The 16929-nt window shown below is 70.4% G+C and carries 12 protein-coding genes and 2 pseudogenes; 9 read left to right on the forward strand and 5 right to left on the reverse strand.

What is annotated here, in order from left to right; all coding sequences use genetic code 11:
• The first annotated feature begins 76 nt into the window (after positions 1-76).
• The 5 genes and pseudogenes from QQY66_RS44825 (at position 77) to QQY66_RS44845 (ending at position 7364) form a co-directional block, all read left to right on the forward strand.
• On the forward strand, positions 77-2644 hold the full coding sequence (locus QQY66_RS44825; protein ID WP_301987706.1) for a PA14 domain-containing protein: 2568 nt from the start codon (positions 77-79) through the stop codon (positions 2642-2644).
• Positions 2645-2664: 20 nt separating this feature from the next.
• Positions 2665-2841 (forward strand): hypothetical protein, encoded by a 177-nt coding sequence (locus QQY66_RS44830; RefSeq protein WP_301986215.1) that lies wholly within the window; start codon positions 2665-2667, stop codon positions 2839-2841.
• An 88-nt stretch (positions 2842-2929) separates the two neighbouring features.
• Positions 2930-3589: pseudogene (locus QQY66_RS44835) on the forward strand (glycoside hydrolase domain-containing protein); the annotation flags it as partial.
• Between the two features lie 144 nt (positions 3590-3733).
• On the forward strand, positions 3734-5077 hold the full coding sequence (locus QQY66_RS44840) for a wax ester/triacylglycerol synthase family O-acyltransferase (protein WP_301986216.1): 1344 nt from the start codon (positions 3734-3736) through the stop codon (positions 5075-5077).
• 793 nt (positions 5078-5870) lie between these two features.
• Positions 5871-7364: an SDR family NAD(P)-dependent oxidoreductase gene (locus QQY66_RS44845; protein WP_301986217.1), complete on the forward strand. Its 1494-nt coding sequence runs from the start codon at positions 5871-5873 to the stop codon at positions 7362-7364.
• A 25-nt stretch (positions 7365-7389) separates the two neighbouring features.
• Here QQY66_RS44845 and QQY66_RS44850 read toward each other — a convergent pair whose 3' ends face one another.
• A complete protein-coding gene (locus QQY66_RS44850; RefSeq protein ID WP_301986218.1) occupies positions 7390-7839 on the reverse strand; it encodes a hypothetical protein in 450 nt (149 codons plus the stop codon).
• Between the two features lie 472 nt (positions 7840-8311).
• Between QQY66_RS44850 and QQY66_RS44855 the strand changes: the two genes are divergently transcribed.
• Entirely contained in the window at positions 8312-8485 is a 174-nt protein-coding gene (locus QQY66_RS44855) for a hypothetical protein (protein WP_107082809.1), read from the forward strand.
• A gap of 331 nt (positions 8486-8816) precedes the next feature.
• On the opposite strand, the gene QQY66_RS44860 is transcribed toward QQY66_RS44855, so the two are convergent.
• Complete coding sequence (locus QQY66_RS44860; protein ID WP_301986219.1) at positions 8817-10160, reverse strand: amidase; 1344 nt, start codon at positions 10158-10160, stop codon at positions 8817-8819.
• 254 nt (positions 10161-10414) lie between these two features.
• Between QQY66_RS44860 and QQY66_RS44865 the strand changes: the two genes are divergently transcribed.
• From QQY66_RS44865 to QQY66_RS44875, 3 genes are read left to right on the forward strand one after another with little or no spacing between them, the layout of a single operon-like run.
• Positions 10415-10960: an alpha-L-fucosidase C-terminal domain-containing protein gene (locus QQY66_RS44865; protein WP_301986220.1), complete on the forward strand. Its 546-nt coding sequence runs from the start codon at positions 10415-10417 to the stop codon at positions 10958-10960.
• On the forward strand, positions 10953-12788 hold the full coding sequence (locus QQY66_RS44870) for a family 20 glycosylhydrolase (RefSeq protein ID WP_301986222.1): 1836 nt from the start codon (positions 10953-10955) through the stop codon (positions 12786-12788). The genes QQY66_RS44865 and QQY66_RS44870 overlap by 8 nt, the downstream gene beginning before the upstream one ends.
• 12 nt (positions 12789-12800) lie before the next feature.
• Positions 12801-14345, forward strand: coding sequence for an alpha-L-fucosidase (locus QQY66_RS44875; protein ID WP_301986223.1), 1545 nt, complete (start codon positions 12801-12803; stop codon positions 14343-14345).
• A gap of 45 nt (positions 14346-14390) precedes the next feature.
• Here QQY66_RS44875 and QQY66_RS44880 read toward each other — a convergent pair whose 3' ends face one another.
• The 3 genes and pseudogenes from QQY66_RS44880 to QQY66_RS44890 all read right to left on the reverse strand — a co-directional run bounded on the left by QQY66_RS44880 (position 14391) and on the right by QQY66_RS44890 (position 16863).
• Positions 14391-15419 (reverse strand): S9 family peptidase, encoded by a 1029-nt coding sequence (locus QQY66_RS44880; RefSeq protein ID WP_301986224.1) that lies wholly within the window; start codon positions 15417-15419, stop codon positions 14391-14393.
• 194 nt (positions 15420-15613) lie between these two features.
• A pseudogene (locus QQY66_RS44885) lies at positions 15614-15931 on the reverse strand (hypothetical protein); the annotation flags it as partial.
• 227 nt (positions 15932-16158) lie between these two features.
• Positions 16159-16863: a FadR/GntR family transcriptional regulator gene (locus QQY66_RS44890; protein ID WP_301986225.1), complete on the reverse strand. Its 705-nt coding sequence runs from the start codon at positions 16861-16863 to the stop codon at positions 16159-16161.
• Positions 16864-16929 lie beyond the last annotated feature (66 nt).

Raw genomic sequence — 16929 nt, forward strand, 5'->3', positions numbered from 1 at the left:
GATGTAAAGCGCAAGAGCCGCCACACGTCCTCAACAAGGAGGATCCGTGCGACCCCTCAGATCCCGCTTCGTGTTAATGCTCGCCGCAGCCCTCGCCTTCGCCGGACTCACCGCCCCATCGCCCGCCACCGCGGCGACCGACGACCCGGTCGAGGCCCAGGGGCTGAAGGGCGAGTACTACACCCACTCCGCCCCGGGCGCCTTCGACTTCCACGAGCTGAAGGCCACCGGCTTCGACCAGAACCTCGACTTCGACAACCTGGAGCCGCGCCTGCGCTTCGCCACCGGTCAGGACAACGATGTCAGTGTCCGCTGGACCGGAAAGATCGTGCCGGAGAAGACCGGCCCCACCACCTTCTCGATCATCGGCGACAACGGCTTCCGGCTCTGGATCGACGGAAAGCCGGTCATCGACCACTGGGTGGACGACTGGGACCGCGAACAGACCGCCGAGCCCATCGAACTGACGGCAGGGCAGGCCTACGACGTCAAGTTGGAGTACTTCGAGCACTACGGCGGCTCCAACCTCCACCTCCGCTGGACCCCGCCCGGCGGCAGCAAGGTCGCCGTCCCGCAGTCGGCCTTCCGGCTCCCCGACGGCTACGACTACGACGGTGCCATCGCCACCACCGTCCTCAGGGACGGCCGTACGCTCAAACTCGACTTCGCACACGAGCTGTCCGCACCCCCGGCCTCCCTCACCGACCACATCGAGGCGGTGATCGGCGGCGCCAAGTGGCCCCTGAGTACGGCCCGGTTGGACCCTTCCGACCCCAAGTCCCTGCTGGTGGGCCTCAAGGAACCGGTCGTCGGCAACAAGACCGGCACCGCACGCGGCACCGCGGAGGTCCGCTACGACGGCCAGGGCGGACTCACCGCCGACGGCAAGGAGATCGGCTCGTTCTGGAGCAGCGGCGCCAACCGCTCGACGTACGAACTGCGCACCCCCTGGGCCAAAGAAGTCGGCCCGGACAACGCCCTCCCCGAGTACCCGCGCCCGCAGCTGACCCGCGACGCCTGGCGCAACCTCAACGGCCGCTGGCAGTTCGCGGCGGCCGAGGCCGGGGAGCAGCCGCCCGTGGGCAAGAACCTCGCCGAGCGCATCCTCGCCCCGTACCCCGTGGAGTCCCAGCTCTCCGGCATCCAGCGGCACGAGGACCGCATGTGGTACCGCCGCACCTTCACGGTTCCGGCCGACTGGCACATCGGCTCCGGCAACCGGCTGCGGCTCAACTTCGGTGCCGTCGACTGGCAGTCCGAGGTGTACGTCAACGGCAAGAAGGTCGCCGCACACAAGGGCGGCTACGACAAGTTCAGCGCCGACATCACCGACGCGCTCAAGCCCGGCCGCACCCAGGAGCTGATCGTCGGCGTGTACGACCCGACCGACGCGGCCGACGGTGAGAACCCGCCCATCGGCAAGCAGCGACTGGACCCCAGCGGCATCTGGTACACGCCGAGTTCGGGCATCTGGCAGACGGTGTGGATGGAGCCGGTCGCCCATGACCACGTCGACTCGCTCAAGGTCACGCCGGACGTGCCGAACGGCCGCGTCACCGTCGAGGCGAAGGGTGTCCGTGCCGGCGTACCGATCACGGCGACGGCGTACGACGGCAAGCAGAAGGTCGCAACGGCGCGCGGCCGGACCGGGCAGCCGCTGACGCTGACCATCGGCGACCCGCACCTGTGGTCGCCGGACGACCCGTTCCTCTACGACCTGAAAGTGAGCGTCGGCTCGGATCGCGTCGGCAGCTACTTCGGGATGCGTTCCATCGCCGTGGAGAAGGTCAACGGCGTCCCCCGCACGATCCTCAACGGTGAGCCGATCTTCCTGATGGCCACCCTCGACCAGGGGTTCTGGCCCGACGGCCTGCACACCGCACCGACCGACGACGCCCTCGCCTACGACCTCAAGGTGCACAAGCAGCTCGGCTTCAACTCGGTGCGCAAGCACATCAAGGTCGAGCCGGACCGCTGGTTCTACTGGGCCGACAAGCTGGGCCTGATGGTGTGGCAGGACATGCCCGCGATGACCGCCGGTGTGACCCCGAACGCCGCCTCGCGCGCCGAGTACGAGCGCGAGATGAAGGAGATGATCGACGAGCACATCAGCAGCCCGTCGATCGTCATGTGGGTGACCTTCAACGAGGGCTGGGGCCAGTACGACATCGGCCGCATCGCCGAGCAGGCCAAGGCCTGGGACCCGACCCGGCTGGTCAACGGCCAGTCCGGGCTGAACCTCGGGGCCGACGGCGGCACCGGCGACATCATGGACGAGCACGGCTATCCCAGCCCCGCCCTGCCACCTCGCCCCGACGGTGAACGCGCCCTGGTCAGCGGCGAGTACGGCGGCCTCGGCCTCGCGGTCCCCGGACACGCCTGGTCCGTGCAGCAGTCGTACGTCGACGTCGACCCGGCGACCTACACCGACGACTACCTCACCAAGCTCGACGAGGTGCGCGCCCTGGCCTGCCGGGGCGGCAACGGCGCCGTCTACACCCAGATCGCCGACGTCGAGGGCGAGCTCAACGGCCTGCTGACCTACGACCGCAAGGTCCTCAAGCCGGACGTGGCCCGCGTGAAGGCCGCGCACGAGGCGCTGATCCGTGACATCTCCCGGCCGGTGCCGGCCGGTTGTCCGTAACACCTTGGAGGACGCGCAGGATGAGATGGACCCGGCACCTGCGCCTGTGGTCGGCCGGGGCGGTGGCAGCGTCCGCGCTGTGCACCGTCCCGGCCGCCCGGGCCGCCGAGCCGCACGACGGGCTCTTCACCGATCTGGTCAACCTGTTGTCGGCGTTCTTCTTCAGCGCCCGGTGGGCCCGCTCCTCTTACCCCTGAAGCAGCCCCTGCTGATACGCGTTGGTCAGGAACGGCGTCACCGCAAGGGAACTGGGCCTTCACCGGACCCGCCGATCCGGCGCAGAGCGAGGGCTTCCATGAGGGCACGTCCTGGCAGTACCAGTGGCTCGTACCGCAGGACCTGCCGGGCATGGTCGACCTGATCGGCGGCGCGCAGGCCGCCCATGACCGGCTCGACTCCTTCTTCGCCTACGAGCAGCTCCTGGCGGACCCGGCGAAGACCGCGCGCGAGGTGTGGGTGAACGGGCCGTACGACTACTACAACGCCGACAAGTACAACCCGCAGAACGAACCCGACCTCATCCGATGTCGTGCACGCCGCGCTGACCCTGTTCACCGACACACCGACACACCGACACACCGACCGGGCATGACCGGAAACGACGACCTCGGGACGATGTCCGCCTGGAACGTGCTGTCGTCGATCGGGATCTTCCCGGTCCAGCCCGGCTACGACACCTGGGGCCTGTCCACGCCCGTCTTCGACCGCGTCGACCTCACGCTGGGCCGTCGCCACTACCCGAGGGGCGGGCTCACGATCACGGAGCCCGGCACCTCGGGCACCGACCGCTACATCGGGTCGGCCCGGACGGACGGGTCGGCCTACGAGCGGACGTATCTGACCACCGCCACCCTGCGGTCCCTGCGGTCGCTCGATTTCACGGTCGGCTCGCGCCCGTCTGAGTGGGGAACGTCGGCGGAGGCGGCGCCACCTGCACCGAAGTAACCCCAGACGCCTCATGAGTCCCGCCCTGTCACGAGGGGTGGGACTTAATCTCTTGTTAACTGTGCGTAGCTTGATCGTACTTGACCGTAATCGGCCGAGGGGGGTTGACTGCTGGCTCACCCTTCGTCGACGCGAGGCAAGCCATTGACTTCTGACCTGCTCGCACCTCTCGACCTGGCGTTCTGGAACATCGAGTCCGACCGGAACCCCATGCACCTGGGCGCGCTCGGCGTCTTCGCCGCGACCTCGCCCACCGCCGGTGCCCACGCGGCCGATCTCCTCGCCGCCCGGGCCGCCGCCGTGCCCGGGCTGCGGATGCGGATCCAGGACGTCTGGCAGCCGCTGACGTTCCCGCCGACGTTCGCGTCCGCCTTCGGTGGCGCCGCGCGTGTGCCCGCCGCCGACTTCGACCCGCTGGACCACATCCGGCTGCATGCCCCGACCGCGGACTTCCACGAGGTGGCGGGAAGGCTCATGGAGCGCCCGCTGGACCGCGCCCGCCCGCCGTGGGAGGCGCATGTGCTGCCGGGGGAGGACGGCGTCTCGTTCGCCGTGCTGTTCAAGTTCCACCACGCGCTGGCCGACGGGCTGCGGGCACTGACGCTCGCCGCCGCGGTCCTGGACCCGATCGACATGCCCGAGCGCCGGCCGCGCCCCGAACCGCCGGAGCGCGGCCGGCTGCCGGACGTGCGCAAGCTGCCGGGGCTGGTGCGGGGCGCCCTGTCCGACGTGGGTCGGGCCCTCGACATCGGCGCCTCCGTCGCCCTGTCCAACCTGGGCGTGAGCTCCTCGCCCGCGCTCACCACCGAGCCCAGCGGCACCCGCAGCACCGCCGGTGCCGTCATCGACATCGACGATGTGCACATCGTCCGCAAGGCCGTGGGCGGAACCGTCAACGACGTGCTGATCGCGGTTGTCGCGGGCGCGCTGCGCCGCTGGCTCGACGAGCGTGGCGACGGCAGCGAGGGCGTCGCGCCGCGCGCCCTGATCCCCGTCTCCAAACGTCGCCCGCGCACCGCCCACCCCCAGGGCAACCGGCTCTCCGGCTACCTGATGAGGCTGCCCGTCGGCGACCCCGACCCGCTCGGCCGGCTCGGCACGGTCCGCGCCGCCATGGACCGCAAGAAGGACGCGGGACCGGGCCGGGGCGCCGGTGCCGTCGCGCTGCTCGCCGACCACGTCCCGGCGCTCGCCCACCGGCTCGGCGGACCCCTGGTCAGCCAGGGCGCGCGCCTCTGGTTCGACATCCTCGTCACCAGCGTCCCCCTGCCCGGCCTCGGCCTGAAGCTCGGCGGTCACACCCTCACGGAGGTCTACCCCTTCGCCCCCCTGGCCCGCGGCCAGTCCCTCGCCGTCGCGATCTCGACGTACCGCGGCCGCGTCCACTACGGCCTGGTCGCCGACGCGCAGGCCGTCCCGGACCTGGACCGCCTCGCCGCGGCCCTCTCCGAGGAGGTGGAGGCCCTGATCACCGCTTGCGCGCCGTGAGCGGCGGGGGTGGGGGCGCGGCTTGCGGTGCGTGGCTTGTGGTGGGTGCGGTCGCCGCGTGCTGGCGTGGCTGTGGTGGGCGTGGTCGTCGCGTGGGGTGCGTGGCTGTCGCGGGTGCGATTGCGCCTGCGGGCCGTGACCACCGTAGGTGTGGGTGCTGCCTGTGGTGCGTGGCTGTGGTGGATGTGGTCGTTGCGTGCTGGCGTGGCTGTGGTGGGCGTGGTCGTCGCGTGGGGTGCGTGGCTGTCGCGGGTGCGATTGCGCCTGCGGGCTGGGGCTGACGTGGGAGGGATCGGTGCTTGCGTCCGTGAGCACCGTGGGTGTGGGTGCTGCCTGTGGTGCGTGGCTGTGTTGGATGTAGTCGTTGCGTGCGGGCTGTGGCTGCCGTGGGTGTGATCGGTGCTTGCGAGCCGTGTCACCGTGGGTGTGCGTGCTGCCTGCGGTGGGTGGTTGTGGCGGGTGTCTCGCACCGCGCCGTTCGTGGCTGCCCGGGAGCTTTGCGCCTGCGGCCGTGGCTATCGCGGACGTGATGGGCAGCTGTGATCCCCCCACAGGGGCCGGTGTGATCGCCGCCCGCTGTCTCTGACCGCCGCGGATGCGATCACCGTGCGCCGACCTTCGCCACTGCGGGTTCGATCACGGAAGCAGGCCGTTGCCACCCTTGGGTAGGATCACCGGCCGCAGTCCATGATCACCGCAGGTTTGGCGTGTGGCCCGGTGCTCCGTAAAATTCCTCGTTCGAAAGCGGACTCGACCGGAGCGCCGCGCGGTGGATCAGGAAACGGCAGCGGCGATGACGGTGACAGAGGACGGCTCGGCGACCATGGACGAGGTCGTGTACGGGCCCGGCATCGACCCTGAGCGGCTGGCCGTCTGCCTCAGCGTGCTGGAGGAACTCGACAAGCTGGAGGTCGACCACCCCGACGCGATCGCGGTGCGCCGGGCCACGGCCGGCGTCTACCGCACGGTCAAGCAGCGCCGCCGCCAGGAGCGCCGGGCCGCGAAGACCGCGCACGACAAGGCGGTCACGGAGGCCACGGCGACCGGCTCCGCCGAGCGCATCGACGACGAGACCGAGGGCCTGCTGCCCTCCTCACGCACCGAGGAGGGCAGGATCGCGGGGATACTCCAGCGCCCGCGCTCCTGCTACACCTGCAAGACCCGGTATGTCGAGGTCGACTACTTCTACCACCAGCTCTGCCAGAAGTGCGCCGCCCACAACCGGGCCCACCGCGACTCCCGCGCCGACCTCACCGGCAGGCGCGCCCTGCTCACCGGCGGCCGGGCCAAGATCGGCATGTACATCGCGCTGCGGCTGCTGCGGGACGGCGCGCACACCACGATCACCACGCGGTTCCCGAAGGACGCCATCCGCCGCTTCAAGGCGATGGACGACTCGGCGGACTGGATCCACCGGCTGGAGGTCGTCGGCATCGACCTGCGCGACCCCGCCCAGGCCGTGGCCCTGGCCGACCAGATCGCCGAGCAGGGTCCGCTGGACATCCTGATCAACAACGCGACGCAGACGGTACGCCGTCTGCCCTCCGCGTACGCCGCGCTGGTGGAGGGCGAGAGCGCCCCGCTGCCGGCCGGTGAACTGCCCGCCCACCACGTCATCGGCGCCTTCAACTCCGGCGCCGTCGACGGCCTCGCCGCCCTCCCCGTCGGCGTCACCGGCCTCGACGCGCAGAAGGTGGCCGATCTCGCCCTGGTAGCCGGCAACGCCAGCGTGGAGCGGCACCGCGACGGCACCGCCATCGACGCGGGCGGTCTGGTCCCCGACGTCGTCGACTCCAACACCTGGGTCCAGTCCATCGAGCAGATCTCCCCGGTGGAGCTGCTCGAGACGCAGCTGTGCAACTACACGGCACCGTTCATCCTGATCAGCAAGTTGCGACCGGTGATGGCCGAGGCCGCGCGCAAGGCGCCCAGCAAGCGGGCGTACGTCGTCAACGTCTCGGCGATGGAGGGCGTGTTCGGCCGCGGCTACAAGGGCGCGGGCCACCCGAACACGAATGCCGCCAAGGCGGCCATGAACATGGTGACGCGGACCAGCGCCCAGGAGATGTTCCAGACCGACGGCATCCTGATGACCTCCGTCGACACCGGCTGGATCACCGACGAGCGCCCGCACTACGACAAGCTGCGCCTCGCCGACGCCGGCTTCCACGCACCCCTCGACCTGATCGACGGCGCGGCCCGCGTCTACCACCCGATCGTCAGCGGCGAGCAGGGCGAGGACCTGTACGGCGTCTTCCTGAAGGACTACGCGCCGGGCAAGTGGTGACGTCCGACGGACGACGAGGGAGCCGTCAGTCGACGGCCCCCAGCCGCGAGTTGCGGGCGGCCACCAGCTCCAGCACCGTGCGCCAGTCCTCCAGCACCCCGGCGTCGAACCCCGCGCTGCGGCCCTCCTCCTCGGCCTGACGCAGGCTGACCAGGTCGTCGTCCACAGGAGTGCCGAGCCGGGAGTGACGGCGTATCAGGCGGGAGACCCGTTCACCGAGCAGGCCCCGCACCGCGTCGGCCGTACGGTCGTCGTGCCCGGCCGTGTCACCCGGCCACAGCAGCCGGCCGATGGGCTGCACCAGGCCCGCGACTTGGAGTTCCTTGTCGGCGGGACGGCTGCGGCGCAGCAACGCGGCGGTCCGCAGGGCGTGATCGTGCAGATCGACGCGGTCACCGGTGCGCTGCCGGGTGTCCCACGTGCCCCTGCACGCGTTCAGTAGATCCATCAGCTCCTCGACGCTGCGCAGCTCCATGCGTCAGTCCTCCCGCGAGACAGCCGTTGTCTGGCGGCAGCAGATCATGGCGAGCTTTCGACACAGCCAACGGGACTTGAACTGCGCGACGACCGATACGGCCGTCTCGAATGCGTCGTCGTCGATGTAGGCCGAACGAGTGATGTTCGCGCAGGGCATCTCATTTCAAAGCGGTGCATATCATGACCCAGTGAACACGGGCGACTTGTGATGGTTACCCCGAGTTTTCAGCCCCATCGAGCGGACCCCCGCTCATTTGGGTACTCTGGAGGGGACGGACAGCAGTACGGGGTCCTACCCACACCCACAGTCCGTCCCGGGGCCGAGCCGGATATCACAGCCTGCTCTCACCTCAGTTACCGGCGCCACCGCGTCCGAACAGTTCTCGACCCAGACCCGAGCGGGCGTCAGGCGCACAGCAGCAGAGTGGCCGGTATGCCCCGAGGGTGACCCGACACATAAGGAGTGCGCGGTGACACCGGAGAAGACGAATCGCGAACAGCGCCCCAAGGAACGCACGGAGCGCGCGGGCCGGCGGCCCGGGGAGATCGGCAGCCTCGACGTGTGGGCCCGTTCGGCCCCCATCCGCCTGGCCGGTTACGAGGACGACCTCGCCGAGCCCCACATCCTGCCCAGCGTCGACTGACGCCCTCAGCCAGGCCCCTTCGCGATCGCAGCCGCAGGGGCGTGTGAACCCCACGCCCCTGCGGACCAGAACAGCCGCGGCCGACGACCGGCCGCGGCTTCGGCTTTGCAGGACCTTGGGTGGGCTGAGCAGGTCGGGCGAAGTCCGCTGCGGTTCGGCAGCGCCCTAAGGGGGCGCGGGGCTCTATCTATATGCGGCTCCGCCGCGATGGGGTCCCCCCGCTCGAGCGAAGCCGAGAGTGGGGGAGCGACCAGCCACGATGGTGCCGCAGACGACCGACGGCCCATCGCGGCCCCGCGGCGGAGCCGCATATCGACACAGCCAGGAGGGCTTAGTCGATCGGTGCCGTCCGCTGCCACGGGCGCAGCTTCTCCACTTGCTCCGCCAGTTCCAGCAGCACCGCCTCCGACCCCGGCCGGCCCGCGAGTTGTACGGCGCAGGGGGCGCCCGAGGGCAGTGAGCCGAACGGGACGGCCAGCGCGGGCCAGCCGGTCAGGTTCCACGGAGGAGTCAGCGGCGAGTAGTTGGTGTCGGCGAGCACATTGCGCAGCCAGCCCCGCTCGTGCCAGGCCACGGCCTTGGGGGAGCGGCGGGCCAGCGCCGGGGTGAGCACCACGTCGTGCTCGGCGAAGAACGGCTCCAGCGTCCTGCGCAACTGCTCCCTGCTGTCGCCGGAGGTGACACGGCCCACGAAGCGCCGCCCCACGGCGGCATGGACCCGGGTGCGCCGGGTCAGCAGACGCGGGTCGTAGTCCCTGGCGTCCACCGCCGTGCCCGCCGTCCAGTGCGCGAGCGAGGTGAAGCTCAGCGACAGCGGATACGGCGGATCGGCGCGCCGGATCTGATGACCCGCCTTGGCCAGCACCCCCGCCGCCTCCCGGGTCGCCTCCGCATACGGCTTGCTGATGGTGACGCCGGCGAGCGGGCTGCGCAGGGACACGGCGACCTTGCGCGAGGCCGGCTCGTGCGGTCGTACTGCATCGGTGCCGGCGAGGACCGACAGCATCAGGCGGGCGTCCTCGACGGTCGTCGCGAGCGGGCCGTTCTCGGACATGCCGAACCAGTCGCCCTCGCCGATCCCCGCGGGCACGACGCCGTGGCCCGGCTTGATGGTGACGAGGCCGCAGTTGGCCGCCGGGATGCGCAGCGAGCCCATGCCGTCGTTGCCGAGGGCGATCGGCACCAGCCCCGCGGCGACCGCCGCCGCACTGCCGCCCGAGGAGCCGCCCGCCGAGCGGGAGGTGTCCCACGGGTTGCGGGCCGTGCCGTGGACGCCCTCGCTGGTGCCGAAGACGCAGAGCTCCGGCACGTTCGTCAGACCCACCACCACCGCGCCCGCCGCCCGCAGCCGGGCCACGGTGACATGGTCGTGGTCGGCGGGGGTGTCCGGGGTCGCGGCCGAGCCGATCCGGTTCGACTCGCCCCGCACGGCGAGGTTGTCCTTCACGGCCACCGGCACACCGGCGAGCGGCAGTTCGGCCAGATCCCCGCGCGCCGCCACCTCGTCGGCCTCGGCGAGCGCCGCCTGAGCGCGCACCACACGGAACGCCCCGACGCGGCCGTCGAGCCGCTCGATCCGGGCCAGGTGCTCGGCCACCACCTCCCGGGGTGTGGCCCGCTTCTCCCGTACGGCGGCGGCGATCTCGACGGCGGTCCGGCCGGTCCAGTTGGTCACGTGCGCTCCTTCACAGTGCGTCTACCGGCGAGTATGTAGGCAGAACTGTGCCCGGGACCGGGCGGCACGTCGAGAGGGAGCGGGGCTTGGACATTCGGGCGGCGGTTCTTGGACTTTTCGCGCGGGTGTGCCCCGGAGTCGCCCGCTGAACAGCAGATCCTCCGATCAATCGCTCAACTCTCCTGCCGTTCCGCCCCATTGACAGGTTCAGGAGCCCGCTCAATCATCGGACATCCGATGAATTGGAGCCGCTCATGGGTATGTATCCAAGACGTCTGGTCCTGGGTGTCGCGGCGGGCGTCGCCGCTTCGGCAGCCCTTCCCCTCACCGTGACCGCCGAGGCACACGCTGCCGGTCAGTGGGTTCCCGTCCCCGACCCGGTCCCCGTCCCGCTGGACGGGCTGTCCGACAACGACGGCATCGACACCGGCTCCGACCGCGGCGGTGACTTCGACGGCTCGGGCTACACCTTCCCGGGCGAGGAACTCCCCTCCGGCCGGGTCGAGGTCGACGGCATTCCCTTCCTCGTACTGGTCGCGGACGGCGCAACTCGGCGAAGACCTCAGGTTCACGGTCCGCCCGAACGAGGCCTTCTACATCCACTCCCTGGCCCGGCCGGGCGCACAGCTCACCGTCGAGGCCCCGTCCCGGTCCGTGGCGGCGACAAAGTGACGATGCTTGGCCACGACCGGCCCCTGACCTGGACCGTACGGAATGGAGCACTGGTGATCGACGTACCCGAGGCGGCCCGGAAGGCGGGTCGTCACGCGTGGGTGTTCAAGGTGGAGTGGCATGGCTGAGCGCGGGAAGAGACGGTTCGCCCTGATCGGGCTCGTCGCCGTGCTGATGCTCTTCGGGGTACCGGCGCAGGCGACGGCGAAGCAGGAGGCGCCGCCGGTCACCGTGCCCGCGCTGACCGACTGGACGGCAGAGGCGGGCAGTTATGCCTACGGGAACGGGACTCGTCTGGTCGCCGGTTCCGGGGCGGAGCGCCGGGTCGCCCAGACCCTCGCCGATGATCTGCGGGTCGCGGGACACGGCACGGTTCCTGTCGTACGGGGTGGGGCGCGTGCCGGTGACATCGTGATCGACGTACAGTCCGGGAGGACATCGCTCGGCAGGGAGGGCTACGAACTCCACGCCGGCAAGCGGCTGTCGGTGACCGGCGCGACCGAGACCGGCGTCTTCTACGGCACCCGGACGGTCCTGCAACTCCTCGCGCAGGGCGACCGGATCCCCGCGGGACGCACGGTCGACGTGCCGCGTTACCAGGAGCGGGGCGTCGGCGTGTGCGCCTGCTACATCCACATCTCCATGCCCTGGCTGGAGAACCTCGTCCGCGAGATGGCGTACCACAAGCTCAACCAGCTGCTCCTCGAGCTGAAGGTGAAGAGCGACGCCCACCCCGAGGCCAACACCTGGGGCTACTACACGAAGGACGAGATACGCCGCCTCGTCGCCCTCGGCGCCAAGTACCACGTCGAGATCATCCCCGAGATCAACTCCCCGGGCCACATGGACCCGTGGCTAGAGAACCGCCCCGACCTGCAGCTCACCGACACCGACGGCAACAAGCAGCCCTCGCGCCTCGACATCACCCGGCCGGAGGCCTTCGCCTACTACACGAGCCTGATCGACGAGTACGCGCAGGTCTTCGCATCCACGTCCTGGCACATGGGCGCCGACGAGTACATGCTCGGCTCCGACTTCGCCAAGTACCCGCACATCCTTCAGTACGCGCGGGAGAAGTACGGCTCCGACGCCACACCCCAGGACGCGTTCGTCGACTTCGTCAACCGCGTCCACGCCCACGCGGCAGCCAAGGGCAAGAAGCTGCGCATCTGGAACGACGGGCTCACCGGCGCCAACACCGTGCCCGTGGCGGCGGGCACGACGGTCGAGCACTGGCTGAACGTGGCCGTGAAACCGAGCCGACTCATCGACCAGGGCTACCCGTTGATGAATGCCGCCTATGCCCTGTACCTCGTCCGCGGCGGTTTCCACTCCGACACCCAGGGCTTGTACGAGCAGAACTGGGATCCGCGCAGCTTCGAAGGCGAGAAACTCACCTCGGCCGACGGCATCACCGGCGCGAAGATCAGCCTGTGGCCCGACAACGGCCGCGGGGAGACGGAGAACGAGGTCGCCGAGCGGCTGTGGCCCGCGCTGCGCCATATCGCCCAGGCCACCTGGGGCGATCCGCACCCCGACGCCACGTACGCCGAGTTCACCGCACGCGGTTCGGCCGTGGGCCACGCGCCCGGGTGGCGGGACCTGACCCGGACGCCGGTGGCGGACGGGACGTACACCTTCCGGACGGACGGGCTGTCGTTCACGGCTCAGGTGAAGCGCACGGCCGACGGCTATCTGACCCTGCGGACCGTGGCGGGCTGCCTGGAGGTGCGCGGCGGAAAGCTGACGCTCAACGTGCCCCTCCAGCCGGGCGTCGAAGCGACCGCGCAGATCTGCGATGCCACGAACACCTTGCAGCGCTGGGAGTTGGAGCCGGTCGCCGGCGGATACCGGCTCGTCAACGCCATCACGCAGATGACCCTGAGCCCGGACGACGGCCGGCTCGTGCAGTACCCGCCCGACCGACTTCCCTCCGCCGTCTGGCACTTGAGCTGAGGAGTCTCACCGATGACTGTCTCCAGACGCCTCTTCGTCACCGGAGCGACCGCCGTCACCGCGCTCGCCGTGACCGGAATCCCCGCGGTGGCCGCACCCGCCGAGGCCGAAGATCCCCGCTACCGCATCCCCGTCTCCCCGGACGACACCGAGGCCGACCTCGTCCGCAAGGCATCCCAAGTCCGGCCCACCGCACGGCAGATCGCCTGGCAGCGGCTGGAGCGGACCGCGTTCCTGCACTTCGGCGTGAACACCTTCACCGGTCTGGAGTGGGGCACCGGCGACGAGGACCCCGATGTGTTCCAGCCGACCGGCCTCGACACCGACCAGTGGGCCGGAGCCCTGCGCGACGGCGGCTTCCAGCTCGCCATCCTCACCGTCAAGCACCACGACGGCTTCGTGCTCCACCCCTCCCGCTACACCGACCACACCGTGGCCTCCAGCAGCTGGCGGAACGGACGGGGCGACGTGCTGCGCTCCTTCGCCGACTCCATGCGCCGCCACGGCCTCAAGGTCGGCGTCTACATCTCGCCCGCCGACGAGAACCAGTACCTCCACGGCGTCTACGCCAACGGCAGCGCCCGCACCACGCGCACCATCCCCACGCTCGTCGAGGGCGACGACCGCACACCGCAGGAGTCGTACAGCCTCCCGGCCACCGACTACGGCGCCCACATGCTCAACCACCTCTACGAAGTACTCACCGAGTACGGCCCGATCGACGAGGTCTGGTTCGACGGAGCCCAGGGGCGCATCCCGCCGGACAAGGTCGAGAAGTACGACTGGGACAGCTGGTACACCCTGGTGCGGTCGCTCACCCCGGACGCGGTGATCGCGGTCTCCGGCCCGGACGTGCGATGGGTCGGCAACGAGGGCGGACTGGCCCGCGAGGACGAGTGGAGCGTCGTACCGGTCCAGGAGAAGGACTACGGCCGGACCGACTACGCCCTCGCCTACGACGCCCCCGACATGGGCAGCCGTGACGCGCTCGTCGCCGCCCTGCCGACGGCGGACCATCTGCAGTGGTGGCCGGCCGAGTGCGATGTGTCCATCCGGGACGGCTGGTTCTACCATGCCGACCAACAACCCAAGAGCGTGGCCCAGTTGACGGACATCTACTTCCGGTCCGTCGGGCGCAACTCGGTTCTGCTGCTCAACATCCCGCCGGACACCGACGGATTGCTGCCCGCCGCCGACGTGGTCCGGCTGCGGGAGTTCCGCGAGCGCGTCGACCAGGAGCTGCCCGAGGACCTGGCGCGAGGAGCCCGTGTCACGGCCTCACCCGGGCGGGTCACCGTCGACCTCGGAAAGGAGCGGGAAGTGGACCGTGTCCGGCTGGCCGAGGACACCCGGCACGGGCAGCAGGTGGAGAGCTTCGTCGTCGAGGCCCACGTGGCCGGATCCTGGACGGAGGTGACCGGGGCGGGGACGGTCGGCGCGAGCCGGATCCTGCTGCTGGCGGCTCCGGTGCGGGCCCGGCGGTGGCGGCTGCGGGTGACCGGCGCCCGGAGTGCCGTACGGATCATGGAGTTCGGTCTGTACCGGTCCCGGGTCTGAGGGAGCAGGTGGCCACCAGGGCGTCGGTGACCTGGTGGCCACCGTTCAGCGCAGACGCTCCTCGAAGAAGTTCATCGTGGTCTCCATCGAGCGCGGCCACTGCCCGTAGAACGTGTGGCCCTCGCCGCGGTAGGTACGCAGTTGGACATCCTTGCCCGCCTTCTCGAACGCGGCCACGGTGTGCCGGGTCCAGACGATGGGGCAGGTGTCGTCGACGGTGCCGTGATGGATCAGGAGAGGCTCGGTGACCCGGTCGACGTAAGTGAGGGGGGACACCTCGCGCCAGAACTTCGGGTTCTCCTCGGGCGTGCCGTGCGCGGCCTCGATCTCGCCGACGAGCGGGTCCCCTTCGGGGCGCTGGAAGTGGTCGATGTTCTCCTCCGGGTGCCCGCTGACCGGAGCGAAGGCGACGGCGGCGTCGAAGAGCCCCGGAGCCACCACCAGGGCGTTGTAGACGACACCCCCGCCCATCGACCGGCCCAGCAGTCCGATCCGGTCGCCGTCGATCTCCGGCCGCCCGGACGACCGCAACGCCTTCGCCGCGCCGATGACGTCCTCGGTGTAACCGAGCCGGAGGTTGACGTCGTTCTCGGCATCCTTGTCCGACCTCGCGTGGTTGCGGTAGTCGGTGTGCAGGACGACATAGCCGTTACGGGCGAGGAGATCCTGCTCGCGCGCGAGTCCCCGGCCGGTGGTGTAGACGTCCGGGTCGATGTAGCCGTGCGCCAGCACCAGCGCCGGGAACGGCCCCTTGCCCGTGGGGATGTTCATGAGCCCGGAGATCGTCAGCCCGTTCGCCTCGTACGTCACCTCGTAGCTGGTGTAGGCGGCGGTGCGGGCCAGCACGGTGCCGAGCTTCAGCCCGGAACCGGTGTGCTCGCGCTCGATCAGGCCGGGGATGGACACGGGGTCGACCGGTGTGGGGGTGGGCGTGGGGCTCTGCGTGGTGGTGCGGGTCGACGCCGGTGGACTCGGGCGTACCTGGTCGTCGTCGCCGCCGTCACTCGACGTGCAGCCCACGGCGGCCGACAGCACCAGAGCGAGCACGACACGGACCGTTCCCCTGAACCCCATACGCCCATTGTCCCCGCCGGGGCCCGCGCCCACCACCGTCCTCGGCTCCCGCGCGGACGACAGGGAACACCTCGCAGGCTTCGAGGTCGCGGACGTCACGGCGACGGACCTGCTGGAGCGCCCGCCGGCCGAGTCCCCGGCGTGCGACGATGCGCGGCGGGTCGCCGTGAGGTGGTCGGCAACTGTCCCCACACTCAAGCAGGTTGGCGTCCCGACGGTTCGCCGCCCGCGCCGGGGACGCTCGTGTCGTACGCGGGCATGATCGTGTCGTGGATCAGCCGCAGATGTGTGTTCACGTCAGCCATGTTCTCCAAGTCACGGCCGGTGAAGGCCTTCACGAGGGTGCGGTCGGTCAGGGCGCAGATTTCCTCGGGAGTGCCGGAGACGGAGAGTCGTTCGGCGAGGTCACCGGCGGCGATGTCGAGGGAGCGCCATTCCTTGCCCGGCCGTTCGGCACCGGCCCGTATGTGCCGCACCGCGTAGTCGTGCGCCTCGCGTGTATGGCTCAGCGCGTCGTCCGGCGGCGGCGAAGAGCAGCCACATGTCCTGGAGGGGTAGTCGGGGAGCATGGCGTAGCTGGACTTCACCGGGGCCGCCTTCCGTAGCGGGATGGGGCCGTTCTGCGGACGGGTCGTACTCCTTCCAACCCAACCGAGGGTGGGTGAGCGGCCCGCAGCTGTCCAGTGCGCGGCGGAATCCCGTGCGGCCCTACTGCATCCCGTCCCGTCCCGTACGGCCCTTACTGCGGCCCGAGTTGGGTCCGCAGCCACTCCTCCACCTCGCCCACATGTGCGGCCGCCGCCGCCCGTGCCGCCTCCGGGTCGCGGGCGGCGAGGGCGCGGTGGATCGCGGCGTGTTCGCGGCGGGTGCGGGCGAAGGCGCCCTCTTCCTGGTAGCCGCGCCAGACGCGGGCGCGGAAGGTGCGGGAGGAGAGGCCCTCCAGGATGGCGGCCATGGTGTCGTTGCCGGCGGCGACGGCGATCTCGCGGTGGAAGGCGAGGTCGTGGGCGAGGATCTCGTCGGGGTCGTCAGTGGCGTTCATCGCCGTGAGGTGCTTCTCCACCTCGGCGAGCTGGTCCGGGGTGATGCGCGCGGCGGCCAGCGCGGTCGCCGTGGACTCCAGGATGCGGCGGACCTCCAGCAACTCCACGAGGCGCGGGCCGCGGGAGAGGTCGGCGACCACCCCGAACGTCTCCAGCAGGTCACCGGCCTGGAGCTGGGTGACGTAGATACCGGAGCCGTGCCGCGCCTCCAGGACGCCGAGCACGGTGAGCGCGCGGATCGCCTCGCGCATCGAGCTGCGGGAGATGCCCAGCTGGACCGCGAGATCGCGCTCGGTCGGCAGCCGCTGGCCCGGCTCCAGCCGGCCCTCGCCGATCATCGCCTTGATCTGCTCGATGGCGCGCTGCGTCACCGTGCCCTTCTGCGGGGCGGTCTCGTCCACGCCATTCCTCCTGTCGCCGGTGCGCCCGCAGTCTAATCTCCGATGTGGTCGGACCACTATGGCCGG

It is taken from the genome of Streptomyces sp. DG2A-72, from assembly GCF_030499575.1.
GTDB lineage: Bacteria > Actinomycetota > Actinomycetes > Streptomycetales > Streptomycetaceae > Streptomyces.